Here is a 22,173-nt window from a genome sequence, read left to right as displayed (position 1 = left end):
CCGCATGTTTGATCGTGTAGGATTTTGTGTGGTTGATGGTTCGTGCTTGAGGAGTGGCGGTGCTCGCACGTCAGCGACAGGCGGTGATCCTCGAGGAGGCACGCCGGACCGGTGCGGTCCGCGTCAGTGACCTCGTTGCGCGGCTCGGCGTATCCGACATGACGGTGCGCCGCGACCTCGACGTGCTCGCAGGCCGCGGCCTGGTCGAGAAGGTCTACGGCGGCGCGACCTCGGTGGTCGGCAAGAGCACGGACGAGCCCGGCTTCGAGGCGAAGTCCGTGCGCCAGCGCGCCCAGAAGGAGGCCATCGCCGAGCTCGCCGCCGGCCTGGTCAAGCCGGGCACCGCGATCGGCCTGTCCGCCGGCACCACCACGTGGACGCTGGCCCGCGCGCTCGACCCCATCCCGGGGCTGACCATCGTCACCAACTCCATCCAGGTCGCCGACGTGCTGCGCGCGTCCACGCAACCCGACCGCACGGTGGTGCTCACCGGCGGCGTGCGCACGCCGTCCGACGCGCTCGTCGGCCCGGTCGCCGTGCACAGCCTGCGTTCGCTGCACCTGGACCTCGTTTTCCTCGGCGTGCACGGCATGGCCGAGGGTGCCGGGTTCACCACCCCGAACCTCACCGAGAGCGAGACCGACCGCGCGCTCGTCGAGGCCGGCCGGCGGCTGGTGGTGCTCGCCGACCACACGAAGTGGGGCACCGTCGGCATCTCCACGATCGCCGACCTCGAAGAGGCCCACGTCGTGGTGACCGACGACGGACTTCCCGACTCGGCGAGGGAGAGCCTCACCGAGCGGGTCGGAGAACTGATGATCGCCGAAACGGCGGAGAACCTCGAGGCAGAAGACGCGTGAAACGCACCTTGCGACACCTGGCGGACGGCCGGGAGATCATCTACTTCGACCACGACGGCGACCACGAGCGCACCGCCGAGGACACCCGCGACCTCCCGCCGGTGGCCGCGGCGTCGGAGATCCGCCTCGACCCGCTGACCCGTGAGTGGGTCGCCATGGCCGCGCACCGGCAGACGCGCACCTACAAGCCGCCGGCCGACCTGTGCCCGCTCGATCCGACGACGCCGGGGCGTCCCACGGAGATCCCGGAGCCCGACTACGACGTGGTCGTGTTCGAGAACCGGTTCCCGTCCTTTTCCCAGAACGCGCACGGCGATCCGTCCACTGTGGACGAGCTCGGCCTCGTGCCGACGGCGCCGGGCCGCGCGCGCTGCGAGGTCGTGTGCTTCTCCAGCGACCACGGCGGCTCGTTCTCCCAGCTGAGCCCCGAACGCGTGCGCCTCGTCGTGGACGCGTGGGCCGACCGCACGCTCGCACTGGGTGAGACCCCGGGCGTCGAGCAGGTCTACCCGTTCGAGAACCGCGGCGAAGAGATCGGCGTGACGCTCTCGCACCCCCACGGCCAGATCTACGGCTACCCCTTCGTCACGCCCAAAACCGAGCGGATGCTCGACGTCGCGCGCGCGTACCGCGAAGAACACGGGCGCGCGGTGATGGGCGACGTGCTGGCGGCCGAGCAGAAGTCCGGCGCGCGCGTGCTTGTGGAAGGCGAGCACTGGACGGCGTTCGTGCCGCCGGCCGCGCGCTGGCCGGTGCACATCCAGGTCGTGCCGCACCGCCAGGTGCCCGACATTCCCGCGCTCACCGACGCCGAGCGCGACGACTTCGCCCGCGTGTACCTCGACGTGCTGCGCCGCTGCGACGCGTTGTACGACCGCCCGTTGCCCTACATCGCCGCGTGGCACCAGGCACCCGTGCGGCGCGACCGCGACCTGGCGTGGCTGCACCTCGAGCTGTTCTCCGTGTTGCGGGCCAAGGACAAGCTCAAGTACCTCGCGGGTTCCGAGTCCGGCATGGCCGTGTGGATCAACGACGCCACGCCCGAGCAGATCGCGGAGCGCCTTCGCGCGGCGGGCTGAGTATCGGGCGCGGCATACTCATCTGCGAAACACAGGTTCGGCTCAGGAACCTCTCAGGCCCGGCCGCTTAGGTGAGGACATGACCGAGAACGACCCCCACGCGCACGACTCCGCGGCGGGTCGCCAGAACCCGGGTGCCCAACCGGGCACCGAGGGTCAGGCGGCCTGGAGCCAGCCCACCGCTCCCGGCGCGTCACCCGCGCCCGCGTCCGGTGAGCAACCCACGTACGGCGAGCAGGCGCAGCAGCAGAACCCCGGCTACGCCACGGCGAACCCGTGGTCGGCGCAGGGCGCGCAGACCGGTCCGATGGGCTACAACAACCCGTACCCGCCCACTGGTGGCACGACGCAGCAGCAGTACGCGGCCCCGGGGACCTACAGCGTTCCCCCGGCCCCCGCGCCCAAGAAGTCCGGCCCGGGCAAGCTGCTTGCGGCCGTCGCCGCGATCGCGCTTGTCATCGGCGGCGTGGCGGGCGGCACCGTCGGCTACCTCACGGGCGGCTCGTCCGGCCCGTCGGTCAACGCGCTCGACCAGCCGAAGCCCGCGCAGCAGACGGGTAACGCGCCGGCCGGCTCCATCGAGTCCGTCGCGCAGAAGCTGTCGCCGAGCGTCGTCGAGCTGCAGGTCTCCGGCCGCACGGCCGCGGGTGAGGGCTCCGGGTTCGTGCTCAGCACCGACGGCTACATCCTCACCAACAACCACGTGGTCGAGGTCGCCGCCAACGGCGGCCAGATCCAGGCCGTGTTCCAGGACGGCAGGAAGGCCGCCGCGAGCGTGGTCGGGCGCGACCCGACGACCGACATCGCCGTGGTGAAGGTCAACAACGTCAGCGGGCTGACCCCGGTCGAGCTCGGCCGGTCCGACGACCTGCGCGTCGGCCAGCCGGTGGTCGCCATCGGCTCGCCGTTCGAGCTCAGCGGCACGGTCACCTCCGGCATCGTCAGCTCCCTGCACCGACCGGTGCAGGCCGGCGGCGACGAGACCGACCAGACCACGGTCATGGACGCCATCCAGACCGACGCCGCGATCAACCCCGGCAACTCCGGTGGCCCGCTCGCGAACATGAACGGCCAGGTCATCGGCATCAATTCCGCCATCTACAGCCCCAACAGCGGGCAGGGTGGCCAGGGCGGTCAGGCGCAGGGCGGCAACGTCGGCATCGGTTTCGCCATCCCGATCGACCAGGCGCGCCGCACGGCCAACGACATCATCAAGACCGGCCACGCCACGCAGACATTCATTGGCGCCAAGGTCGCCGACGCCCCGCAGGGCGGCGCGCAGCTCGGCGACATCACGCCGGGCAGCCCCGCCGAGAAGGCCGGCCTCAAGTCGGGCGACATCGTCACGAAGATCGACGACCGCACCATCGACAGCGCCGACACGCTCATCGCGGCCGTCCGCACCCGCGCCCCCGACGAGAAGGCGACGTTCACCCTCTCCGGCGGCCGCACCGTGCAGGTGACCCTCGGCGGCCAGCCCGTACCGGCCAACTGATCGCTCGGTCGCCGGGCGCGACCGAGACCAACCACGGCTCGACCCCCTGGGCAGGGGCCGGACCCTTGAAGGCCACGCGCGACCGGGCACTCGATGCCGGTCGCGCGTGGCCGTTCTGCATTGCCGCGGTGTTCGGCGACAGGCTCGGACTCACGTGGCCTCGCGGCGGGTGACGGTTGTCGCCGGGGCTCAGCAAGGCTGCTCGCGGCGGAACTCCGCGGGCTGGTTCCCGGTGCGGGCGAATGCGCTCGACAGCTCGAAGAGCCTTTGGGCGGCAAGTTCGGTCACCGCCGACGGCATGGCGGCATCCGGCTCGCGGCGCTTCAGGCGCGGGCGGTTGCGTTGTCCGGAAGATTCCTCGGTCATTCCCAGCACTGTGACCAGGCTCTTTGCCCGGTAAGGAAAATTCGTGGGCAATCAATGTTTAGCCCGCGCAACCTGTGGGCACCTCACACCCCGCACGGAGACCTCTCCGTACCGAGTCGGAGGCGGTACGGAGAGGTCTTCGGCGTCTTCTCGGGGTTATTGCGCGGCAACGCTCTTCGCCGCGGGGTGACGCGGCTTCCGGTGCGCGAGCACCATGCGGGCCGCCCCGGTGAGGATCACGACGGCCCACACCGCCGCCAGCGTCAGCAGCAGCCCCGCCCACGTGTTGCCGTCGTGCAGGCCCGGCTTGGGGATGACGCCGTAAGTGCGCCACAGCAACGGGAACGCGATGAACCCGAGCACGGCCGTCAGCACCGCCCCCACCTGAACCGGTGCCCGCCACGCCGCGGGCAGCACACGCGAAAGCAGCAGACCGAGGAAGCCCGCCACCGGCGCGAACACAGCGTCGTTCACGATCGGGCCGCCGCCGATCCACAGCACGGTTTTGAAGCTCTCCGGCCACGCGGGCGCGGCGTAGTCGATGAACAGTGACGCGCCGAAGCCGAGTGCCGCCAGGCCCACGAGCGCGAGCAAGATCCGGATGACCTTCACAGCACCTCCAGCTTTTCGACCCACTTCGTCTGGAGCACGCCCGGACGGCTCGGCGCGATCACTCGGCACGGGTAGCCGTGGTCGACGTCGAGCACCTCGCCGTTGAGCTCCAGCGCCAGCAGGGTCAGGTCGTCGGCCGTGTGCTCGCCCGGGAGCGTGCTGGCGCCGTACAGGCCGGTCTTGTCGAGCGACGACACGCGCACCTCCGCGCCCGGCTCGGCCCCGACCGCGCGCAGCAGCGTCGGGAAGGAGATCCCGCGCCAGCTCGCCATCTGGCTCCAGCCCTCGACGCACGCGATCGGGAGGTCGGCGCTCACCTGGGGCAGCGCCCGCAGGTCGGCCAGCGTGAGCTGTTTCGTCCCGCCCCGCGTCACCACCGACAGCCGCCAGCTCGGATCTACCGCGGTCCGCGTCACGCGCGCCGCGACGGCCGTGCGGTTCACCGGCAGCTTCTGCAGGCCCTTGTCGGTCTTCCACGACAGCCCGGAGACGTCCTTCAGCCATGGCACCGTCGCGCCCGCGGTGGACAGCACCGCCACGCCCGTCGCGATCCACGTGGTCCGCAGGAAACCGCGGCGGGTGAACCCGTAGACCGGCTTCTTCTCGGCCTTCTTCGCCGGCCGCTCTTCGGGCTGAGCTGCAGGCTTCGTTTCAGGCTCTTCTGCCGGCACCGCCTCGCGGGTCAGCGCCCGCCGCACGATCGGCAGCTTCACCGCCACGTGCACCACCACCGACCCGATCGCCACCCACGCCACCGCGTAGTGCACTTCCGGGAAGTAGAAGTTCCACGGGTAGTTCTGTGCGACGTTCAGCAACCCCGAACTCAGCTCGAAGAACGCCGACCCCGACAGCACCAGGATCGACACCCGCTCCAGCGCGTGCGGCAACGACTTCACCAGCGGCCGCTCGAACAGCTTCGGGAAGACGCTCCACAGCTTCGCGAGCAGCAACGGGATCGCGGCGATGCCCGAGATCACGTGCGCGCCCTGCGTCAGGCGGTACAGCCACACCGGACGGCTGGGCCAGAAGAACCACTCCGGCGGGTGCTGGATCAGGTGGCTGAGCAGGCCCGTGACGAAGCAGACGAGGAACGCCAGCCCCAGCAGCGACCCGATCCGCGCCGTCACGCGCTCGCCGTGCGCCCCGCCCTTGAACTGCTCCTCACGCGGGATCGGCAGTTTCTCGATCCGCTCGTCGACGCGCGCTTTCGCTTGCTCCGCCCGGACTTTCGCGCGCGCGGCACCAGCCCGCGCCTGCGCGGCCCGCTCGCCGAACCGCCCCTGCGCCTCGGACACGCGCGCGTCGAAGCGCTTCCACGCCGCGACGACCCGGTGTTCCCGTGACGGCTCGGGTTCTGCTTCGGTGTTCACGGAGCCCCCGGCTCGTGCCTCGTCTGCGGGAGTTTCGTCGGCCAGATCCCGGCCGGTGGGCTTCTCGTCGGTCATGCCCGCTCCAGCCTCGCGAACCAGCGGTGGCCCCGGCTCGTGGTCCAGTCCACGCGGAACCCCGCGCGCATGGCGACTTCCGCGATCGCGTCGGCCCCGACCCACGCCCAGCCGAACCACGGCCCCGACGAGCCGGGCAGCAGCCGCACCGCCTCCCGCCGCACGCCCCGCCCCGGCGGCTCCAGCTCCACCAGCACGTCCCCGTCGGGCGCGATCAGCTCCCGCATCCGGTCCAGCAGCACGACCGGTTCGCCCCCGATGCCGATGTTTCCATCAGCCAGCAACGCGTGGTGCCAGCGTCCTTCGCCGGGCAGCGGCTGGAAGACGTCGCGCCGCAACGCCACCGCGCCCCGCTCCTGCGTCAGCCGCACGGCTGTGGGCGAGCTGTCCACTCCCAGTGCCACCACACCGCGCTTCGCCAACGCCGCCGTGAGCCGGCCCGGGCCGCAGCCGATGTCGAGCGTCGGGCCGTCGCACGCGCCGAGCAGCACGGTGTCGCCCAGGTCGCACCCGTCGGTCCAGCGGTCGACGGGCAGGTCGACCCGGTCGCCGTTGGCGAGCTCCAGCCAGCAGTGCTGCCCCAGCAGCCCGCGGTCGAACTCCGTGCCGGTACTCAGTTTTCTCACGCCACTTCCCGTCCTTCGACCGCACGCACGGCCGCCGCGAACCGCCCGCATGGCGCCTCCGCGGCCACGCGCACGGCGTCACCCATAGTGTCCACATCGGACAGTTCCGGCAGTGGCCCCGCCGCCAGACCGACCGCGGCCAGCGCCCGAAGCGTGCGAACGCCCGTGTCCTCTTGCGACATCGGCACGCCCGCCAGCACCTGCGCGTGGTGCGGGTCCCTGAGCCCGAGCCCCCACCATCCGCCGTCTTCGGCCGGCCCCAGCACTGCGTCGTGCACGCCGTGCAGCACTGGCTCGATCGACGCGCCCAGCAGCGCCGGCGTCACCTGCGGTGTGTCCATGCCGATCTGCAGCACCGGCAGCGCGGCGTGCACCGACGCCGTGTCGGCGTGCGCGTTGGCCAGCCGCGCCCCGAAGTCCCAGCCGCGCTGGGCGATCACCGTCGCCCGCCGCAGCGACCGGCCGATCTCGCTTCCGCGCGCGGCCGAGCCGAGATCACCGGTCATCGCGACCACGGGCAGCGCGCCCGGCGTCGCGCACACGGCATCGAGCGTGTCGAGCAACGCCGCCGCGGCGATCTCCGCGGCCTGCCGCGCCGTCGCGGGCGGGCACAGGCGGGTCTTCGCGAAGCCGGGCACGGGCGCCTTCGCGACCACGAGCACGCAGAACCGGGAGGTCATCGGGCCAGCACCCGCCCGAAGTCGCGGACCGCGCGCAGCGTGCCCCGCACCGACCCGGACACCTTCGACTTCGTGCCCTTCGCACGCTCCCCGTAGGTCACGTCGAACTCCCGCACCCGCCAGCCCGCGCGTTGCGCACGGATCAGCAGCTCCAGCGGATAACCGAAGGCGCGATCGGTGACGCCCAGCGCCAGCAACGCGTCCCGACGTGCGGCCCGCAGCGGCGCGATGTCGCGCACGGGCAGCCCCCGGCTGCGCAGCAACAGCGAAAGCACGGCATTGCCCGCCCGCGCGTGCCACGGCCATACGCCCGCGTGTGTCGGCACCCGGCGTCCCACCGCGAGGTCGGCGCCGCCTTCCACCGCGGCCACCAGGCGCGGCAGGTCGCCGAGGTCGAGGGAACCGTCGGCGTCGGCGAAGCACACGATGTCCGCCGTCGCGACCTCGAGCCCCGTGTGCACGGCCGCGCCGTACCCGCGCCGAGGCTCGTCCACCACCTTCGCGCCGAGCGCGGCCGCCACGTCGGGCGAGCCGTCCGACGAGCCGTTGTCCACCACGATCGCGCGGAATCCCGCCGGCAGCGCGGCCAGCACACCGGGCAGCGCGCCCGCCTCGTCGAGGCACGGGAGCACGACGTCTACCTGAAGATCGCTCACCCGGCGTACGCTAGGTCCGTAGTGGACGGTCGAGAACCCTTGCGGTGCTTACCGAATCATGACGCGTACCCAGTTCTTACCGAGTTCTCACGGCTGCCTCTTCCAGTCCCGTGAGAGACCTCGGCCGGGGTTATCGTGCGGTCGATGAGCGAGTCGACTTCGGCTGCCCGGCTCGCCGAGCCGCCCGCGCCACCACCCGAGCCCAGCCGCGCCGGCGCGCGCGGCGACGTGATCGCGGTCGGCGGCGCCCTCGCGCTGGTCGCCGCCGCGGCCGCCGTCGGTGTCTATTACAACCGTCCGAACTCCGGTGTGGTCATCTACGCGCCCACCGCGCCGATCTTCGCCCACTGGCTGCCCCACGTGGGCCCGGGCTCGGTGTTCGCCGTGCTGGTCGCGGCCGCCGTGGTCCTGTGGGGTCCCGCGGTCGCGGCCCGGCTGTCCTGGCGACGGACCCTCGCCGCCGGGTACGCGACGTCACTCGCCTGGATCTTCTCCCTCGCCATGATCGACGGCTGGTCGCGCGGCTTCACCGGCCGCCTGACCACCCCGCAGGAGTACCTCCACGAGGTGCCGGGCATCACGGACATCCCGCGGTTCCTGCGCGAGTTCAGCTCCCGCATCCTCGACTTCCAGCCGGACTCGTGGACCACGCACGTCTCCGGCCATCCGCCGGGCGCGACGCTGGTGTTCGTCTGGCTCGACCACCTGGGCCTGCGCGGCGGCGCCTGGGCCTCCACCGCCGTGGTCCTGGTCGCCGCGCTCGTCGCCGTCGCCGTGCCGGCCACCGTCGCCCTCCTCGGCCGCCAGAGCGCCGCCCGCGCCGTGCTGCCCTTCGCCGTGCTCTCGCCGGGCGCGGTGTGGCTGGGCGTCTCCGCTGACGGCCTCTTCGCCGGCGTCACGGCCACAGGCATCGCCCTGCTCGCACTGGCCGCCGTCGGCTTCACCCACGGTCGCCGCTACGCCGTGCCCACCGCGCTGGCTTCGGGCGTGCTCCTCGGCTACGGCGCCTTCCTCTCCTATGGCCTCGTGCTGCTCGGCCTCGTCGCGCTCGCGGTCACCGTGCTCGGCCGCCAGTGGCGCGCCGCCGCTCTCGCGGTGGTCGGCGCCCTGGCCGTGGTGGCCGCCTTCGCGCTGGCCGGCTTCTGGTGGCTCGACGGCTACCACCTCGTCGTCGAGCGCTACTACCAGGGCATCGCCACCCTTCGGCCATACTCGTACTGGGTGTGGGCCGACCTGGCCGCCGTCGCCGTCGCTGCCGGCCCGGCGGTGGTGGCCGCCGCTCGCCGCGGGGTCACCGGGGCGTTCCTGCCCGAGTCGCGCCGCGGCCTGCTGCGCGACCCGGTGCTGCTGCTCGGCATCGCCGCCGTGGTCACGATCGTGTTCGCCGACGTGTCCGGCCTGTCGAAGGCGGAGGTGGAACGCATCTGGCTACCGTTCGGCGCGTGGCTGCTGCCGATGACGGCCTTGCTGCCCGCACCCGGCCGCCGCTGGTGGCTGGCCGGGCAGGCGTTGACCGCCTTGGCGGTCAACCATCTTCTTCTGACGAGCTGGTGAGGTGAGGCATGGAGGACCAGGCCGGGCGCGTGCTCGTGGTCGACGACGACGAGACGGTGCGCGACGTCGTCCGTCGCTACCTTGAGGTCGCGGGCTTCACGGTCGACGTCGCGGGTGACGGCGCCGCGGGCCTCGCGCTGTTCGCCGAACGCGACCCCGACCTCGTGGTGCTCGACGTGATGATGCCGGGCATCAACGGTCTCGAGGTCTGCCGCCGCCTGCGCCAGGTGAGCCACGTGCCCATCGTGATGCTCACCGCCCTCGGCGAGGAGGAGAACCGCATCGCGGGCCTCCAGCTGGGCGCCGACGACTACGTCACCAAACCCTTCAGCCCCAAGGAGCTGGCGCTGCGCGTGGCCTCGGTGCTGCGCCGCGCCCGCATGCCGCGCGCCGCGCCTCCCGCGCCTGAGCTCGTCGACGGCGACCTGCGCCTGCAGATGACCGCCCGCCAGGCCACCCTCGGCGGTGCCGAGCTGCCGCTGACCACGCGCGAGTTCGACCTGCTCGCGTTCTTCCTCGGCCACCCCGGCGTGGCCTTCTCCCGCGCCGACCTGCTCGAGAAGGTGTGGGGCTGGGACTTCGGCGACCAGTCCACGGTGACCGTCCACGTGCGACGGCTGCGCGAAAAGATCGAACGCGACCCGGCCAAGCCGACACGGGTCGCCACCGTCTGGGGCGTCGGCTACCGCTACGACCGGGAGCAGTCATGATCAACACCGGTGAATCCGCCCTGGACATGCTCACCCACGTCCTGCACATCCTGCCGTTCGCGCTCCTGTTCGCGCTTCCGGTGGCCGCGGTGGGTGGGCTGGTGCTCTACAAGCTGCGCAACCGCTCGCTGGCCACCACGATGACGGTGCTGGTACTCATCCCCGTGATCGCCCTGCTCGTCGGCGTCATCGGCATCAGCGGCTTCATGTTCACCGAGGCCCTGATGACGGAGCTGCTCGTCTGCCTGCTCGTCGCCCTCGTCACGGTGCCCGCCGCGATCGTGCTCGGCCGCGTGATCGCGCGCCGCAGCGTGTGGGAGCGCGAGGCGCGTGAACGCGAACGCGCCGCCGAAGCGTCCCGGCGCGAGCTCGTCGCCTGGATCAGCCACGACCTGCGCAGCCCGCTCGCCGGCATCCAGGCCATGGCCGAAGCGCTGGCCGACGGCGTGGTCTCCGAACGTCACGAGGTCGCCGACTACGCGCAGCGCATCAGCGGCGAGACCACCCGGCTTTCGGGCATGGTGGGCGACCTGTTCGAGCTCTCCCGCATCACCGCGGGCGCGCTGGAACTCACCATGTCCGCCGTGCCGCTGCGCGACGTCGTGAGCGACGCGGTCGCCGCACAGTCACCCGTGGCCGAGCGCAAACGCGTGCGTGTGCTGGAGAACGCCGAGGCCTGGCCGGTCGTGTCCGGCAGCGACCCGGAGCTCGCGCGGATCGTGCGCAACCTCGTCTCCAACGCCATTCGCCACACTCCGCCGGACGGCACGGTCGCCGTGCAGCTCGACATCGACGGCGACCAGGCCATCCTCGCCGTCGACGACTCCTGCGGCGGCATCCCGGACGACGAGATCGGCCGCGTCTTCGACGTCGCCTTCCGCGGCACCCAGGCCCGCACCCCCGACCGCAGCGGCACGACCTCCGGTGGTGGCCTCGGCCTGGCGATCGCCAAGGGACTCGTGGAAGCCCACAGCGGTCACATCGGCGTGCACAACCACGGCCCCGGCTGCCGGTTCGAGGTCCGGCTGCCGCTGGCCAAGGTTGCCGCGTCCGTCTGACCGATCCATCGCACGACCGACCACAGTGGACGGACGCGGTCAGCCGACGGTGACCGCCTCCACCGGCTCCGCCACCCGGTCCGCGGTCACGCGGAAGAACTGCATCCCCGGGAAGTGCGCGGGCGCGACGATCGTGTCGGTGCCCGCGACCTGGCGCAGCCACTGCTGGCGCGTGAGCAGCGCGAGCGACGGATCGCTGTCGCTGATGAACCGGATGTTCGAGTCGACCAGCTGCGCCGGCGTGTGAAGCACATCGCCGAGCAGCACCACGCGACGGTCGTCCGCGGTGATGTCCACGACGTAGTGACCCGGAGTGTGCCCGGGCGCGTGCCGCGCGGTGACGCCCGGCGCGATCTCCGCGTCCCCGTTCAAGGCACGCAGATGTCCGTGGCTGCGCACGGTTTCCAGGCCGATCCGCGTCCAGTCGTGGCGCCCGACCGGCTCGACGAGCGCGGCCCAGTCCTGCGCGCCGTAGAGCACCGTGGCGTTCGGGAAGTACGGCTTCCCCTGCGGAGCCAGCCAACCGACGTGGTCGGAATGCAAGTGCGTCAACAGAACCGTGTCGATGTCGGCTGGCGAGCACCCGGCCTCGGCGAGCGCGATGGGCAGGCCGCCGCCCGCGCCCATGTCGCCGTCGTCGGGCCGCAGGCCCTCCGGGAACTCGATCTCACGCGGGCCGAGCCCCGCGTCGACGAGGATCGTCCGGCCGTTGCCGCGCACGAGGAACGCGCCCGTGGGCACGTGGACGGTGCCGTCTTCCGCGAACGCGCCGGGATGTCTCCCCGCGTCGAGTCCCGGGAAGAACGGCGCCGGCAGCCGGATCCGGCCGTCGGCCAGCGCATGGATCTCGATGTTCCCCACCTCGATGGACCGCATGCACACGACCAAGATCACTGCGCCCGGAAATAATTCCGGGAAGTGACCTTCGTCTCAAGCGGGTCTCAAGCGCCGACGGGCGCGCGCAACTCCGCCGTGGCGAACGAGGTGATGCCGTCCTCGAACGTCGTTTCCGCCGTGAACCCCAGCAATTTCCTGGCCAGAGCGGGATCGGCGACCACGTGCCGGACGTCCGCGGGCCGCGCACCGCCGACGATCCGCGGCTCTGGCCCGCCGTACGCACGCGCAAGTTCCCGCGCGAGGTCGCCGACGGTGTGCGGATCACCCGAGCAGACGTTGAGCGGCGTGATGTCTCCGCTCGGCCCTTCAGCGTGCAACGCCAAGGCGTTGATGCGGGCGACGTCGTGGACGTGGACGAAATCCCGTTGCTGCCGCCCGTCCTCCAGCACGGTCGGCGCCTCACCGCGCTCGAGCGACGAACGGAACAGCGACGCCACCCCAGCGTACGGCGTGTTCTGCGGCATCCGCGGGCCGTATACGTTGTGGTAGCGCAACGCCCACACCGTGCCGCCTGTCTGCCGCGCCCACGCGCCGGCGAGGTGCTCCTGCGCCAGTTTCGTTGCGGCGTAAGTACTCCTGGGCAGAAGTGGTGCACCTTCGGGCACAAGTTGCCAGTGCAGCTCCACGCCACAGTCGCCGCACGTGGGCTCGAACCGTCCGGCGTCCACATCGGACTTCCGCCGTGGCGAAGGCGGCACGATCCCGTGGCGCGGGCACGAGTAGCGGCCCTCGCCGTAGACCACCATCGACGAGGCCAGCACGAGCTTGCGGACGCCGGCCGCGTGCATCCCGGCGAGCAGCACCGCCGTGCCGTAGTCGTTGTTCAGCGCGTACGACGGCGCGTCCGACGGATCCACGCCGTGCCCGACGACGGCCGCCTGGTGGCACACCGCGTCGACGCCGACAAGCAGCTCGGCGACCTCGTCGGGGTCCGTGACGTCGCCGCGCACGAACAGGTGGCGGCCCGTGTACTCCGGCGGCGTGGCCGTGCCGTGCGCGGTGGGCAGGAGGGTGTCCAGCACCACGACCTCGTCGCCCGCGTCGGCCAATCGGTCCGCGACGTGGGACCCGATGAACCCGGCTCCACCGGTGATCAGTACTCGCACCCCGCCGAGGCTAGGGCGCGCGGACCGGACCACGCCCGTTCCTGCCGGACCACGTCACCGAATCGTCAGGAATCACCCGCCCACGGCGGCGGGCGGGTGCCCTCACCGGATACGGTGTCGGCATGGAACGGAGCGCACAGCGGCTGGGCCGGGCCCTCGTGGTGATCGTGGACGACCGGGTCGCCCACGGGGAGCACGAGGACAACACCGGACCGCTCGTCACCGAGCTGCTCGAAGAGGCCGGCTTCATCGTCGACGGCGTCGTGGTGGTCGAGGCCGAGACCGCCGGCATCCGCAACGCGCTCAACACCGCCGTGATCGGCGGTGCCGACCTCGTGATCACCGTCGGCGGCACCGGCGTGTCGCCGCGCGACCGCACGCCCGACGCCACGGCCGGCGTGCTCGACCGGCCGATCCCGGGCATCGGGGAGGCGCTGCGCGCATCAGGCCTCGCCGCGGGCGCGGTCGACGCCGGCATCTCCCGGGGCCTCGCGGGTGTCTCGGGCAGCACGCTGGTGGTCAACCTCGCCGGCTCGCGCGCTGCGGTGCGCGACGGCATGGCGACCCTGTCGTCGCTCGTGCCGCACGTGATCGACGAGCTCTCCGGCCTCGACGAGGTCTGAACCCCTCTCGCATCGGCCGCCGCGCCTGGCCCGTCACCCCGAGGGCCAGGCGATTCGCGTCTCTCTGCAGTTGTCAAACAGCGGGTGGGACGATGGGGTCATGCCACGTGAAGAACCCCGCCCCCCCGACACCGCGGCCGAGCGCCGCCGAGTCGATGAGATCTTCGGTGACGTGCTGCCCGAGACCACCTCGGACGAGCGAGGCCTGAGCGGGGACACCCCGGACTCCTGGTACCTGGAGAACCGGCCGCCGCACCACGACCGCTGACCCTCAGACGTCCGACTTGGTGGCCTGCTCACGCAGCAGGTCACGGATCTCCTTGAGCAGTTCGACGTCGGTGGGCTCCGACGGACCCGGCTCCTGACCGCGCTTGCGACGCTCCTGAAGGTGCTTCACGGGCAGCACGAACAGGAAGTACACGATCGCGGCGACGATCACGAAGTTGATCGCCGCGTTGATCACCGAGCCGAAGTCCAGGAACGTGCCCTTGTTCGACTCGAAGATGTAGAAGCCGAGGCCCTGAGCGGCGTCGCTGCCCCCGATCGCGTTGATCAGTGGCTTGATCAGACCCGTGGTGAACGCGGTGACGATCGCGGTGAACGCGGCGCCGATCACGACCGCGACCGCGAGGTCCACGACGTTTCCGCGCATCAGGAAGTCTTTGAAGCCCTTCAGCATGTGCCACTCCTCGAGAGGTTCAGTTGGGGGTGCCGTCGCCCATCGGAACAGGGACGGGTTAGCGGAGAGTAACCGTAACCGGTCGTTCCAGCGACGTCGCAGCGACCTCGGTGGCAACGTTCACAGGGAGCGCGAGGAGCACCAACGGGCCTTTGTCGGGTGCGATCACCCCCTGGCCCCCGCCTTCGGGACGGTGCACGGTGACCACCGTGGCGTCCTTCACCAGCTCAGCGGCGGTGTGCGTGGCATCGGGAGCCGCCACGACGTCCACGTGCTGACCCGGCCGCAGCAGCTCCGCCACGCCCGCGTCGGCGAGCCGGACGGCGACCGTGACCGTGCCGGATTCCCCCTTGGCGGGGAGAGTCGTTCCCAGCAGGCGGACGTCCGTGAGCGGCTCACCCGCACGGGCGGCGCCGGACAGCAGCCTGCCCACAGCCGCACTGACGTCACCGAGCGCGCCGGCCGGCCGGACGTCGTCGGGAAGGTCGGCCAGCCGGAGGTCGGTGGCGCGCAGCACTGAGCCCGCGGGCAGATCCCGCGCGGGCACGACGGTGGCGGTGGAAGGTGCACCACGGGCGGAGGCTGGGTGCAGAAGGACGAGCAAGCCGACCAGCAGCAAGGCCGCGGCCAGGAACCGGCGAAGCAGCCGGGCACGCCTGCCGCGCAGCAAGTGCAGATCGGTCAGGCGGTTGAGCAAGGTGTCCACGGTCGTCCCCTCGTCGGTTCCCGTGCGGCGCGGTGCTGCACGAAACCGACGTTAGGGACGGTGGTGACCAGCGGAAAGAGGAACTTCCGCGACCTGTGGACAACTACCCCCTTGTGGATAACTCCGGGGTCAGGAGGAGGTCGAAGCCGTTTTCGTCGTGGTCGAGGAGGACGATGAAGAGTCAGTCTTCGACTCGCTCTTGGTCTCCGTCTTGGTCTCGGACTTCGCCGGGGTGGCGGCCGTGGTCGAGGACTTCGACGCGTCGCGCGAGTCGGTGCGGTAGAACCCGCTGCCCTTGAAGACCACGCCGACCGAGCTGAAGACCTTGCGCAACGGACCGGAGCACTGGGGGCAGACGGTCAGGCTGGCGTCGGAAAAGGACTGCACCGCCTCGAAGCGGTGGTCGCATTCCTTGCAGGCGTACTGGTACGTGGGCACTGGAGCTCCTTCATGCAACTGGCACTCGTGAGACAAGAGTGCCAACCCAATTGTGCTGGACGGCATTCCCCGTGCGCAATTCCCCCTGGCTCACATCACTGTGGGAGCGGGCAACCGAACCAGGCCGGCGGGGGTCAGTGCCCCGGTCATCGGGACATCGTGGGCCTCACCTGGGAGCGAATCCACCAGCTCCTCGGCCCGGACCACGGCGAACCGGTCCGCGTCGCCCGAAGTGAGCGACCGGTCATAGTGACCAGCGCCACGTCCGAGCCGCACCCCGCGGCGGTCCACGGCGAGCGCGGGCACGAGCACCACATCGGCCTCCGACACGGCGTCGACCCCCAACCTCGGCCCCGAGGGCTCGAGAATGCCGCGCAGCCGGCCGGGCACGAGCGTCGACTCGTCCGTGTAGACGGCCCAATCCAGCGGTCCGACGACGTCCGGGATCACCGGCAGCAATACGCGTGAACCCGCCTTGACCAGGGCGTTGAGCAGCGAAACGGACCCCGGCTCGGTGTCGAACGGCACGTACGCGCACACGGTCCCCGCCGCCACCGAAGCGGCTGCGGAAGCCAGCGCCTCGGCCTCCGCCGCGTGCTCCGAAGGGCTCACTGAGGCGCGCGCCTGAAGAACTCGCGCACGCCACTCCGCCTTGCTCAGGTGCTCATTGCCCGGTGCCAGCATGCGACCACGTTAGGCTTTGCGCCCATGACGGGCGCCTCAACCTCCCAGACGTTCAGAACAGCCATCGTGCCTGCGGCCGGACTCGGGACCCGGTTCCTGCCGGCCACGAAGGCGGTGCCGAAAGAGCTGCTGCCCGTGGTCGACACACCGGGGATCGAGCTCGTCGCGAGCGAAGCCGCGGCCGCGGGGGCGAAACGCCTGGTGATCGTGACCTCGCCCGGCAAGGACGCCGTGGTCAAGTACTTCGAGGCGCAGCCCGAGCTGGAGAAGACGCTCGAGGCCAAGGGCAAGACCGAGCTGCTCGAGAAGGTGCGCCGCGGCACGGAGCTGCTCGACGTCGAGGTCGCCATCCAGGAGCAGGCCCTGGGGCTGGGCCACGCCGTCGCGCAGGCCGAGCCGAACCTGACCGACGAGGACGAGGCCGTCGCCGTGCTGCTGCCCGACGACCTCGTGCTGCCCACCGGTGTCCTCGACCGCATGTCGGCCGTGCGCGCGCAGTACGGCGGCAGCGTGCTCTGCGCGTTCGACATCCCCAAGGAGCAGATCTCGCCCTACGGCGTGTTCGACGTCTCCGACACCGGTGACCCGGACGTGAAGCAGGTTCACGGCATGGTCGAGAAGCCGCGGCCGGAAGACGCGCCGTCGACCTACGCGGCGGCCGGGCGTTACCTGCTCGACCGGGCGATCTTCGACGCGCTGCGCCGGATCGAGCCGGGCTCCGGCGGCGAGCTCCAGCTGACCGACGCCGTGGCGCTGCTGATCAAGGAAGGCCACCCCGTTCACGTGGTCGTGCACCGCGGCGGACGACACGACCTGGGGAATCCGGGTGGTTTCCTGCGCGCCGCCGTCGATTTCGCGCTTGAAACGCCCGAATACGGGCCATCGTTACGGACGTGGCTGACCGAACGGATCGGGACCGAACGCCCATGACGGACTCCCTCGACGCTGCCCCGGCCGAAGAGGCCCCGGAACCCGCGGAGGCGGAGCTGCGCTCTGTCGATGCGCAGATCGCGCTGACGCTGGACGCCGCCGTCCGGCCGCGGCCGGTCCGCGTGGCGATCTCCGAGGCGCAGGGCCTGCTGTGCGCGGAGGAGGTGGTCGCCGAGCACGCCCTGCCCGGCTTCGACCAGGCCGCCGTGGACGGTTACGCGGTGCGCAGCGTCGACGTCCGCGCCGCCGGCGAGGAGCCGGTGCAGCTGCCGGTGGTCGGCGAGATCCAGGCCGGGTCCCGCCAGCCGCGGCGGCTGCAGCCGGGGCAGGCGGTGCGCGTGGACACCGGCGCACCGTTGCCGACGCTCGCCGACGCCGTCGTGCCCACCGCGTACACCGACGGGCACCAGGCCAAGCTCACCGTGCACAAGTCGGTGCCTTCCGCCGCGTACGTGCGCCGCGCGGGCGAAGACGTGCAGATCGGCGACGTCGCCGTGCGCAAGGGCGACACCATCGGGTCCGCGCAGGTGGGCCTGCTGGCCGCCGTCGGGCGCGCGAAGGTGCTGGTCTACCCGCGGCCGCGCGTGTCGATCGTGTCCGTGGGCGACGAGCTCGTGGACGTCGACCGCACGCCCTCGACCGGCCAGGTCTACGACGTCAACTCCTACGCGCTGGCCGCGGCCGCGCGCGACGCCGGCGCCGAGGTGAGCCGCGTCGGCATCGTGCCGAGCGACCCGAAGCGGCTGCGCGAGATCGTCGAGGGCCGGCTGCTGATGTCGGAGATCGTGGTGGTCGCGGGCGGCGCCGGCGGCGCTTCCGGCGACGAGGTGCACGCCGCGTTGTCCGACCTCGGCCACATCGACATGACACGAGTGGGGATGCACCCGGGCTCGGTGCAGGGCTTCGGACGCCTCGGCCCGGACTCCGTGCCGACGTTCCTCATCCCCGGCAACCCGATGAGCGCCCTGGTGGTGTTCGAGGTCCTGGTCAGGCCGCTGATCCGCGCCGCGCGCGGCACGCGCAACCCGCACCGGCGGATCGTCGGCGCACGGCTGCTGTCGCCGATCACGTCGACGAAGGGCCGCCGCGGCTACCTACGTGGCCAGCTGCTGCGCGACGAAGCCAACGGCGAGTACCTCGTGCAGCCGCTCGGCACGTCGGGCGCGCACCTGCTGGCGTCGCTGGCGGAGGCGAACTGCCTGATCACGGTGGACGAGGACCTCACCGAGGTCGCGGCGGGCGAACAGGTGAAGGTCACGTTCCTCGCGCAGCGGGCGTAGTGGGCTCGTACTCGTACCCGGTCGAAAGCCGCCACCCGGGCTGGCCCGCGAAGCTCGGCGGACTGCGCGTGGCGGCCGGGGTCGTCAGCGTGCGGCCCGTGCGGCTGCGCGACGCCGGCGAGTGGAGCCGCATCCGCCTGCGCGACCGCGACCACCTCGAGCAGTGGGAGCCGACGGGGATCGGGCCGTGGCCCGACCGCAACGCGTTCTGGTCGTGGCCCTCGCAGTGGGCGGCCCTGAGGGGTCTCGCGCGGCGCGGGCAGTGCCTGCCGTTCACGATCACGGTCGACGGAAAGTTCGCGGGCCAGATCACGGTGGGTAACGTCATCCGCGCCTCGCTGCGATCGGCCTGGATCGGGTACTGGGTGTCGTCGGACATCGTGCGCGGCGGGGTCGCGACAGCGGCTGTCGCCCTCGTGACGGATCACGCCTTCGAAGCGTCCGGCCTGCACCGGCTCGAGGCGACCGTGCGGCCGGAGAACAACGCGAGCATCCGCGTCCTCACCAAGGCCGGCTACCGGCAGGAGGGCCTCTTCGAGCGCTACCTCGACGTCGCCGGCGCCTGGCGCGACCACCTCTGCTTCGCCGTGACGAAAGAGGAGATCGGCGACGGCCTCGTCTCCCGGCTCGTGGCTCTGGGACGCGCCGACCTGCTCTGATGGTGACTACGGGTCCGGTTCCGATCACGCGTTACCACATACTGTGAGATTCACCTAATCCGGTGAGGCAATTTCGTGATCGAGCCCGGCGAGTCTGCGTCCCGTGTGTGACTGTTGTGGCTAGCGTGACTACAGCAGAGGATCGGGGGAGGTGACGGGGGATGCCCAGCTCGCTGATCATCGTGGCGCTCGCCGCGGCATGGCTCGTCGTTCTCGTGCCCATGGTGGCTCGCAAGCGCCAGCAGGTGGCACGGACGCCGTCGTCCGCGCTCGCAGCGCGTGTCGTGCGCAGCGGGGGAGCTCGCAATGAAGGACAGGAGGAGTTCGCCGTGTCCGAAAGTGCGAAACCTTCGGTGGAGGACGACCTCGCCGAACTCGAGGCGGAGCTCGACTCCGACCTCGAAGAGGAAGAACCGGAACCCGAGCCGCTGCCGCAGCCGGCCGTCGACGTGCGCGACGAGCCCGCCCGCTCGCGCCCCGGCTACCGCCCCGGCCGCGGCGGCTTCGACCCGGAAGCGGCGGAGATCGCCGCGCGGGCGAAGTACGCGTTCCGCCAGCGGATCGTGGTGATCCTGCTTATCCTCGCCGTCGCGTCGGCCGCCTTCGCGGGCTTCGCGATGTCCGTGGTGTGGTGGGGCAACGCCGTGGTCGACGTGATCCTGGTCGGGTACCTCGCCTACCTGCGCCGCCAGGTCCGCATCGAAGACGACATCCGGCAGCGGCGGATGGCGCGGTATGCGCGGGAGGGCCGGGATGCGCGGGATGGCCGGGACTCTCGAGAAGCGCGGGAGCCCCTTCCGGCGCCGCGCCGCACTGAACGTCCTGCCGCTTCGGCCTCCGTCGCGCCTCCGGTCGCCGAGGAGGACGACGACTTGGAGGTCGTCTCCCCGACGCCCCGCGACATCGTGGAACGCAAGCCGTCGCCCATGTCACGCATCCGCCGCCAGGCTGTCGTGGTCGACCTGGACGACGAAGACCCGGCCTTCGAGGAGCTCGACGAGCCGGGGACCAGCCCGTACCGCAGGGCGGTCGGGGAGTGACCCCCGAAGTTCGGTGCTCTTGGGGCAGCTGATACGCTCTACAAGCACTGAACAAGGGGCTCATGCTCCTTGGGGGCTGTAGCGCAGTTGGTAGCGCGTCTCGTTCGCATCGAGAAGGTCAGGGGTTCGATTCCCCTCAGCTCCACCGCAGGTCAGAGGCCGTCCACTTTGGAGTGGACGGCCTCTTTTGTTGCCCTGATAGCAGCAAAGTACAGCAGTGGCGCTATTCGTCGAGACTTTCGCCAAGACGCTTGAGCGCCTCCCGGGTCTTCTTCGACGACGCCTGCGAGTAGATCTCCATCGTCATCGAGAACTGAGCGTGCCGCAGGATGCGCATGATCACCCGGGGGTGCACCTCCAGGTCGACCAGCAGGGTGCCGCAGGACCGCCGGCCGTCGTGAACGGTGATCTTCCGGACCCCGGAGCGCGTGACCCGGTTGTCCCAGGACCGGTTGAAGTTCCGAGGGTCGATCGGCAGCCCGTACTTGGTGGTGAAGACCAGGTCGTTCGAGTGCCAGGCCAGCTCAGCCTCCTTCCGGTCGGCGATCTGATCCCGCCGACGCTTCTCCAGGGCGGCGACGACGATGGACGGTAGCGGCATGGTGTCGTCCGAGGCGGCCGTCTTCGTCTCCCGGTGTAGCAGCTCGCCGCTGGCCCGTTGGAGCTGGTGACTGACGGCCAGCTCGCCGTTGTCGAAGTCGAGCGCGTCCCACGTGAGCCCCAGGATCTCACCCTTGCGCAGGCCCAGAACGACGGCGAGCACGTACCCCGCGTACATCGCGTCCCGGGCGTCCCGGGCCGACTCGAGAAACTTCCGGGCCTCCTCGCTCGTCCAAGCCGTTCGTTTGCGCTTGCGGACGGTCGGGAGCGTCACCAGCTCAGCGACGTTCCGGCCGATCAACTCCTCGCGTATCGCGTGGTTCAGCGCCGCGCGCAGGCATGCGCGGATGTCGGAGACGGTCCGGGACGACGGCGCGTCCTTGCAGCACAGGCGGGAGCTCAACGCACAGCACCGGCGACGTTTCTCGTCTCGCCGCGCGTCCTTGCCCTGCGCGCAGCACTGACAGATTCCCGGAATGGCGTTGATCCACTTCTGAACATCGCGCACACCTAGCTTGTCCAGCCGCTGGTCGCCCAATGCCGGGTTGATGTAGAGCCGGGTGAACAGCTCGTAGTTGACATACGTCAAGGGCGCGCGGTTCGGCTTGATCACCTCCGTCAGCCAGTAGTTCAGGTACTCGCGCAAGCGCGGCACGGATGTCGCCACAGGGCCGTTCTTGGCCGCCCGGTGAAGCTTGAGCCACTTTTCGTGGACCAGTTCACGCGTCGGGCCATACGCGTACTTGCGCTTCCTTTCGCCGGTCGGAGTGCTGACCCACACGTACGCGGCAAACCCGTTGCGGAACGGGTAAATCGATCCCTCGCCGTTGGCGCGTCCTTTGCTCGCCATATCAGGCCGCCTCCTCCACGAGTCGATTGATGTATTCGTCAACCCAGACAGGCAGGACCCGACGATTCCCGCCGTCCTTAATGGACCTGATCTGGCCGGTGGCAACGAGCTGCTTGGTCTTCGAAAGTCCGTAGCCAAGCATCTGGGCTACCTCGGACACTGTGTGCCACTTGGGCTGAATCGTCTGGCTCAAAGCGCACCTCCGGTTTCAAGGGCGGTTGTGGGCGTGCCGGGGTGCCGTGTGGCTGGCGGCGCACGTTGTGTGTGGTTCCCGGGCGCAGGTGGAGTGGTCGAACAAGATTGCTTACGTTCCGTAGTCGGTGGGGGATGAGTGCTGGCAGGTGGGGGGTGCGGGTTTGGCGGGTCTGGTGGCGTGGGGCCGTGGAGAAACCCGCAAACCCGCAAACCCGCAAAGTTCCCTTTGACCTGGGGTTTTGCTTGCGGGTTTCTCGTCGTGGGGTGGCGGGAGAAACCCGCAAACCCGCGGGTTTGCGGGTTTGGAGGGGTTCATGATCAAACAAACCCGCAACCGTGAGAGAC

Annotated in this window: 26 protein-coding genes and 1 tRNA gene; 13 read left to right on the top strand and 14 right to left on the bottom strand. The window is 70.8% G+C overall.

Features of this window, described 5'->3' with window-relative positions; translation table 11 throughout:
• The first annotated feature begins 59 nt into the window (after window positions 1-59).
• The 3 genes from K1T34_RS12450 to K1T34_RS12440 all read left to right on the top strand — a co-directional run bounded on the left by K1T34_RS12450 (window position 60) and on the right by K1T34_RS12440 (window position 3,434).
• The gene (locus K1T34_RS12450; protein ID WP_220244421.1) at window positions 60-860 is read left to right on the top strand and encodes a DeoR/GlpR family DNA-binding transcription regulator; all 801 of its coding nucleotides are present in this window, start codon (window positions 60-62) and stop codon (window positions 858-860) included.
• A complete protein-coding gene (galT, locus tag K1T34_RS12445; RefSeq protein ID WP_220244420.1) occupies window positions 857-1,939 on the top strand; it encodes a galactose-1-phosphate uridylyltransferase in 1,083 nt (360 codons plus the stop codon). Before K1T34_RS12450 ends, galT begins: the two co-directional genes overlap by 4 nt.
• Window positions 1,940-2,018: 79 nt before the next feature.
• A complete protein-coding gene (locus K1T34_RS12440; protein ID WP_220244419.1) occupies window positions 2,019-3,434 on the top strand; it encodes a S1C family serine protease in 1,416 nt (471 codons plus the stop codon).
• A 189-nt stretch (window positions 3,435-3,623) separates the two neighbouring features.
• Here K1T34_RS12440 and K1T34_RS12435 read toward each other — a convergent pair whose 3' ends face one another.
• From K1T34_RS12435 to K1T34_RS12410, 6 genes are all read right to left on the bottom strand, one after another.
• The gene (locus K1T34_RS12435) at window positions 3,624-3,800 is read right to left on the bottom strand and encodes a hypothetical protein (RefSeq protein ID WP_220244418.1); all 177 of its coding nucleotides are present in this window, start codon (window positions 3,798-3,800) and stop codon (window positions 3,624-3,626) included.
• Window positions 3,801-3,956: 156 nt separating this feature from the next.
• The gene (locus K1T34_RS12430) at window positions 3,957-4,412 is read right to left on the bottom strand and encodes a hypothetical protein (RefSeq protein ID WP_255638470.1); all 456 of its coding nucleotides are present in this window, start codon (window positions 4,410-4,412) and stop codon (window positions 3,957-3,959) included.
• The gene (locus tag K1T34_RS12425) at window positions 4,409-5,590 is read right to left on the bottom strand and encodes a molybdopterin-dependent oxidoreductase (RefSeq protein WP_370643817.1); all 1,182 of its coding nucleotides are present in this window, start codon (window positions 5,588-5,590) and stop codon (window positions 4,409-4,411) included. Before K1T34_RS12425 ends, K1T34_RS12430 begins: the two co-directional genes overlap by 4 nt.
• A gap of 263 nt (window positions 5,591-5,853) precedes the next feature.
• Window positions 5,854-6,534 (bottom strand): bifunctional 2-polyprenyl-6-hydroxyphenol methylase/3-demethylubiquinol 3-O-methyltransferase UbiG, encoded by a 681-nt coding sequence (locus K1T34_RS12420; protein ID WP_220244417.1) that lies wholly within the window; start codon window positions 6,532-6,534, stop codon window positions 5,854-5,856.
• The gene (locus K1T34_RS12415) at window positions 6,480-7,163 is read right to left on the bottom strand and encodes a DUF2064 domain-containing protein (RefSeq protein ID WP_220244416.1); all 684 of its coding nucleotides are present in this window, start codon (window positions 7,161-7,163) and stop codon (window positions 6,480-6,482) included. Before K1T34_RS12415 ends, K1T34_RS12420 begins: the two co-directional genes overlap by 55 nt.
• Window positions 7,160-7,819, bottom strand: a complete 660-nt coding sequence (locus tag K1T34_RS12410) for a glycosyltransferase family 2 protein (protein WP_220244415.1) — start codon at window positions 7,817-7,819, stop codon at window positions 7,160-7,162. The genes K1T34_RS12415 and K1T34_RS12410 overlap by 4 nt, the downstream gene beginning before the upstream one ends.
• Before the next feature lie 144 nt (window positions 7,820-7,963).
• On the opposite strand from K1T34_RS12410, the gene K1T34_RS12405 reads away from it, so the two are divergent.
• Genes K1T34_RS12405 through K1T34_RS12395 form a run of 3 tightly spaced genes read left to right on the top strand, consistent with a single transcriptional unit; the run spans window position 7,964 to window position 11,141 of the window.
• Window positions 7,964-9,373, top strand: coding sequence for a hypothetical protein (locus K1T34_RS12405; RefSeq protein ID WP_220244414.1), 1,410 nt, complete (start codon window positions 7,964-7,966; stop codon window positions 9,371-9,373).
• Window positions 9,374-9,381: 8 nt separating this feature from the next.
• Window positions 9,382-10,083: a response regulator transcription factor gene (locus K1T34_RS12400; RefSeq protein ID WP_220244413.1), complete on the top strand. Its 702-nt coding sequence runs from the start codon at window positions 9,382-9,384 to the stop codon at window positions 10,081-10,083.
• On the top strand, window positions 10,080-11,141 hold the full coding sequence (locus tag K1T34_RS12395; protein ID WP_220244412.1) for a sensor histidine kinase KdpD: 1,062 nt from the start codon (window positions 10,080-10,082) through the stop codon (window positions 11,139-11,141). Before K1T34_RS12400 ends, K1T34_RS12395 begins: the two co-directional genes overlap by 4 nt.
• Before the next feature lie 39 nt (window positions 11,142-11,180).
• On the opposite strand, the gene K1T34_RS12390 is transcribed toward K1T34_RS12395, so the two are convergent.
• Complete coding sequence (locus K1T34_RS12390) at window positions 11,181-12,017, bottom strand: MBL fold metallo-hydrolase (RefSeq protein ID WP_220244411.1); 837 nt, start codon at window positions 12,015-12,017, stop codon at window positions 11,181-11,183.
• A 65-nt stretch (window positions 12,018-12,082) separates the two neighbouring features.
• Window positions 12,083-13,144, bottom strand: coding sequence for an NAD(P)-dependent oxidoreductase (locus K1T34_RS12385; protein WP_220244410.1), 1,062 nt, complete (start codon window positions 13,142-13,144; stop codon window positions 12,083-12,085).
• 122 nt (window positions 13,145-13,266) lie between these two features.
• Between K1T34_RS12385 and K1T34_RS12380 the strand changes: the two genes are divergently transcribed.
• Window positions 13,267-13,767, top strand: a complete 501-nt coding sequence (locus K1T34_RS12380) for a molybdenum cofactor biosynthesis protein B (protein WP_220244409.1) — start codon at window positions 13,267-13,269, stop codon at window positions 13,765-13,767.
• A 100-nt stretch (window positions 13,768-13,867) separates the two neighbouring features.
• Entirely contained in the window at window positions 13,868-14,035 is a 168-nt protein-coding gene (locus K1T34_RS12375; protein WP_220244408.1) for a hypothetical protein, read from the top strand.
• A gap of 3 nt (window positions 14,036-14,038) precedes the next feature.
• Here K1T34_RS12375 and mscL read toward each other — a convergent pair whose 3' ends face one another.
• The 4 genes from mscL to K1T34_RS12355 form a co-directional block, all read right to left on the bottom strand.
• Window positions 14,039-14,446, bottom strand: coding sequence for a large-conductance mechanosensitive channel protein MscL (gene mscL / locus K1T34_RS12370; protein WP_220244407.1), 408 nt, complete (start codon window positions 14,444-14,446; stop codon window positions 14,039-14,041).
• A 58-nt stretch (window positions 14,447-14,504) separates the two neighbouring features.
• Window positions 14,505-15,143, bottom strand: a complete 639-nt coding sequence (locus tag K1T34_RS12365) for an SAF domain-containing protein (protein ID WP_220247144.1) — start codon at window positions 15,141-15,143, stop codon at window positions 14,505-14,507.
• 138 nt (window positions 15,144-15,281) lie between these two features.
• Window positions 15,282-15,590: an FmdB family zinc ribbon protein gene (locus K1T34_RS12360; RefSeq protein WP_220244406.1), complete on the bottom strand. Its 309-nt coding sequence runs from the start codon at window positions 15,588-15,590 to the stop codon at window positions 15,282-15,284.
• Between the two features lie 90 nt (window positions 15,591-15,680).
• Window positions 15,681-16,274, bottom strand: coding sequence for a 5-formyltetrahydrofolate cyclo-ligase (locus K1T34_RS12355; RefSeq protein WP_220244405.1), 594 nt, complete (start codon window positions 16,272-16,274; stop codon window positions 15,681-15,683).
• Between the two features lie 24 nt (window positions 16,275-16,298).
• On the opposite strand from K1T34_RS12355, the gene K1T34_RS12350 reads away from it, so the two are divergent.
• The 5 genes from K1T34_RS12350 to K1T34_RS12330 all read left to right on the top strand — a co-directional run bounded on the left by K1T34_RS12350 (window position 16,299) and on the right by K1T34_RS12330 (window position 20,328).
• On the top strand, window positions 16,299-17,204 hold the full coding sequence (locus tag K1T34_RS12350; protein ID WP_220244404.1) for a UTP--glucose-1-phosphate uridylyltransferase: 906 nt from the start codon (window positions 16,299-16,301) through the stop codon (window positions 17,202-17,204).
• Complete coding sequence (gene glp, locus K1T34_RS12345) at window positions 17,201-18,484, top strand: gephyrin-like molybdotransferase Glp (protein WP_220244403.1); 1,284 nt, start codon at window positions 17,201-17,203, stop codon at window positions 18,482-18,484. The genes K1T34_RS12350 and glp overlap by 4 nt, the downstream gene beginning before the upstream one ends.
• Window positions 18,484-19,143 (top strand): GNAT family N-acetyltransferase, encoded by a 660-nt coding sequence (locus tag K1T34_RS12340; protein ID WP_220244402.1) that lies wholly within the window; start codon window positions 18,484-18,486, stop codon window positions 19,141-19,143. Before glp ends, K1T34_RS12340 begins: the two co-directional genes overlap by 1 nt.
• A gap of 161 nt (window positions 19,144-19,304) precedes the next feature.
• On the top strand, window positions 19,305-20,183 hold the full coding sequence (glpR, locus tag K1T34_RS12335; protein ID WP_220244401.1) for a gephyrin-like molybdotransferase receptor GlpR: 879 nt from the start codon (window positions 19,305-19,307) through the stop codon (window positions 20,181-20,183).
• Between the two features lie 72 nt (window positions 20,184-20,255).
• Window positions 20,256-20,328: transfer RNA gene (locus tag K1T34_RS12330), tRNA-Ala, on the top strand.
• Window positions 20,329-20,406: 78 nt separating this feature from the next.
• On the opposite strand, the gene xerC is transcribed toward K1T34_RS12330, so the two are convergent.
• Together xerC and K1T34_RS12320 are read right to left on the bottom strand one after the other, a co-directional pair.
• Window positions 20,407-21,633, bottom strand: a complete 1,227-nt coding sequence (xerC, locus tag K1T34_RS12325; protein WP_220244400.1) for a tyrosine recombinase XerC — start codon at window positions 21,631-21,633, stop codon at window positions 20,407-20,409.
• 1 nt (window position 21,634) lies between these two features.
• Window positions 21,635-21,793 (bottom strand): helix-turn-helix domain-containing protein, encoded by a 159-nt coding sequence (locus tag K1T34_RS12320; RefSeq protein ID WP_255638755.1) that lies wholly within the window; start codon window positions 21,791-21,793, stop codon window positions 21,635-21,637.
• Window positions 21,794-22,173 lie beyond the last annotated feature (380 nt).

Source organism: Amycolatopsis sp. DSM 110486, from assembly GCF_019468465.1.
GTDB lineage: Bacteria > Actinomycetota > Actinomycetes > Mycobacteriales > Pseudonocardiaceae > Amycolatopsis.
The sequence above is the reverse complement of the archived record's forward strand: the minus strand, read 5'-3'. Positions and strand labels throughout refer to the sequence as shown.

Excerpts from the sequence above, each read along its gene's own strand:
- K1T34_RS12440 (WP_220244419.1), top strand. The coding sequence starts at position 2,019 with ATGACCGAGAACGACCCCCACGCGCACGACTCCGCGGCGGGTCGCCAG.
- K1T34_RS12435 (WP_220244418.1), bottom strand. The coding sequence starts at position 3,800 with ATGACCGAGGAATCTTCCGGACAACGCAACCGCCCGCGCCTGAAGCGC.
- K1T34_RS12420 (WP_220244417.1), bottom strand. The coding sequence starts at position 6,534 with ATGCGGGCGGTTCGCGGCGGCCGTGCGTGCGGTCGAAGGACGGGAAGT.
- K1T34_RS12415 (WP_220244416.1), bottom strand. The coding sequence starts at position 7,163 with ATGACCTCCCGGTTCTGCGTGCTCGTGGTCGCGAAGGCGCCCGTGCCC.
- K1T34_RS12405 (WP_220244414.1), top strand. The coding sequence starts at position 7,964 with ATGAGCGAGTCGACTTCGGCTGCCCGGCTCGCCGAGCCGCCCGCGCCA.
- K1T34_RS12400 (WP_220244413.1), top strand. The coding sequence starts at position 9,382 with ATGGAGGACCAGGCCGGGCGCGTGCTCGTGGTCGACGACGACGAGACG.
- K1T34_RS12395 (WP_220244412.1), top strand. The coding sequence starts at position 10,080 with ATGATCAACACCGGTGAATCCGCCCTGGACATGCTCACCCACGTCCTG.
- K1T34_RS12390 (WP_220244411.1), bottom strand. The coding sequence starts at position 12,017 with ATGCGGTCCATCGAGGTGGGGAACATCGAGATCCATGCGCTGGCCGAC.
- K1T34_RS12380 (WP_220244409.1), top strand. The coding sequence starts at position 13,267 with ATGGAACGGAGCGCACAGCGGCTGGGCCGGGCCCTCGTGGTGATCGTG.
- K1T34_RS12375 (WP_220244408.1), top strand. The coding sequence starts at position 13,868 with ATGCCACGTGAAGAACCCCGCCCCCCCGACACCGCGGCCGAGCGCCGC.
- mscL (WP_220244407.1), bottom strand. The coding sequence starts at position 14,446 with ATGCTGAAGGGCTTCAAAGACTTCCTGATGCGCGGAAACGTCGTGGAC.
- K1T34_RS12355 (WP_220244405.1), bottom strand. The coding sequence starts at position 16,274 with ATGCTGGCACCGGGCAATGAGCACCTGAGCAAGGCGGAGTGGCGTGCG.
- K1T34_RS12350 (WP_220244404.1), top strand. The coding sequence starts at position 16,299 with ATGACGGGCGCCTCAACCTCCCAGACGTTCAGAACAGCCATCGTGCCT.
- glp (WP_220244403.1), top strand. The coding sequence starts at position 17,201 with ATGACGGACTCCCTCGACGCTGCCCCGGCCGAAGAGGCCCCGGAACCC.
- glpR (WP_220244401.1), top strand. The coding sequence starts at position 19,305 with ATGCCCAGCTCGCTGATCATCGTGGCGCTCGCCGCGGCATGGCTCGTC.
- xerC (WP_220244400.1), bottom strand. The coding sequence starts at position 21,633 with ATGGCGAGCAAAGGACGCGCCAACGGCGAGGGATCGATTTACCCGTTC.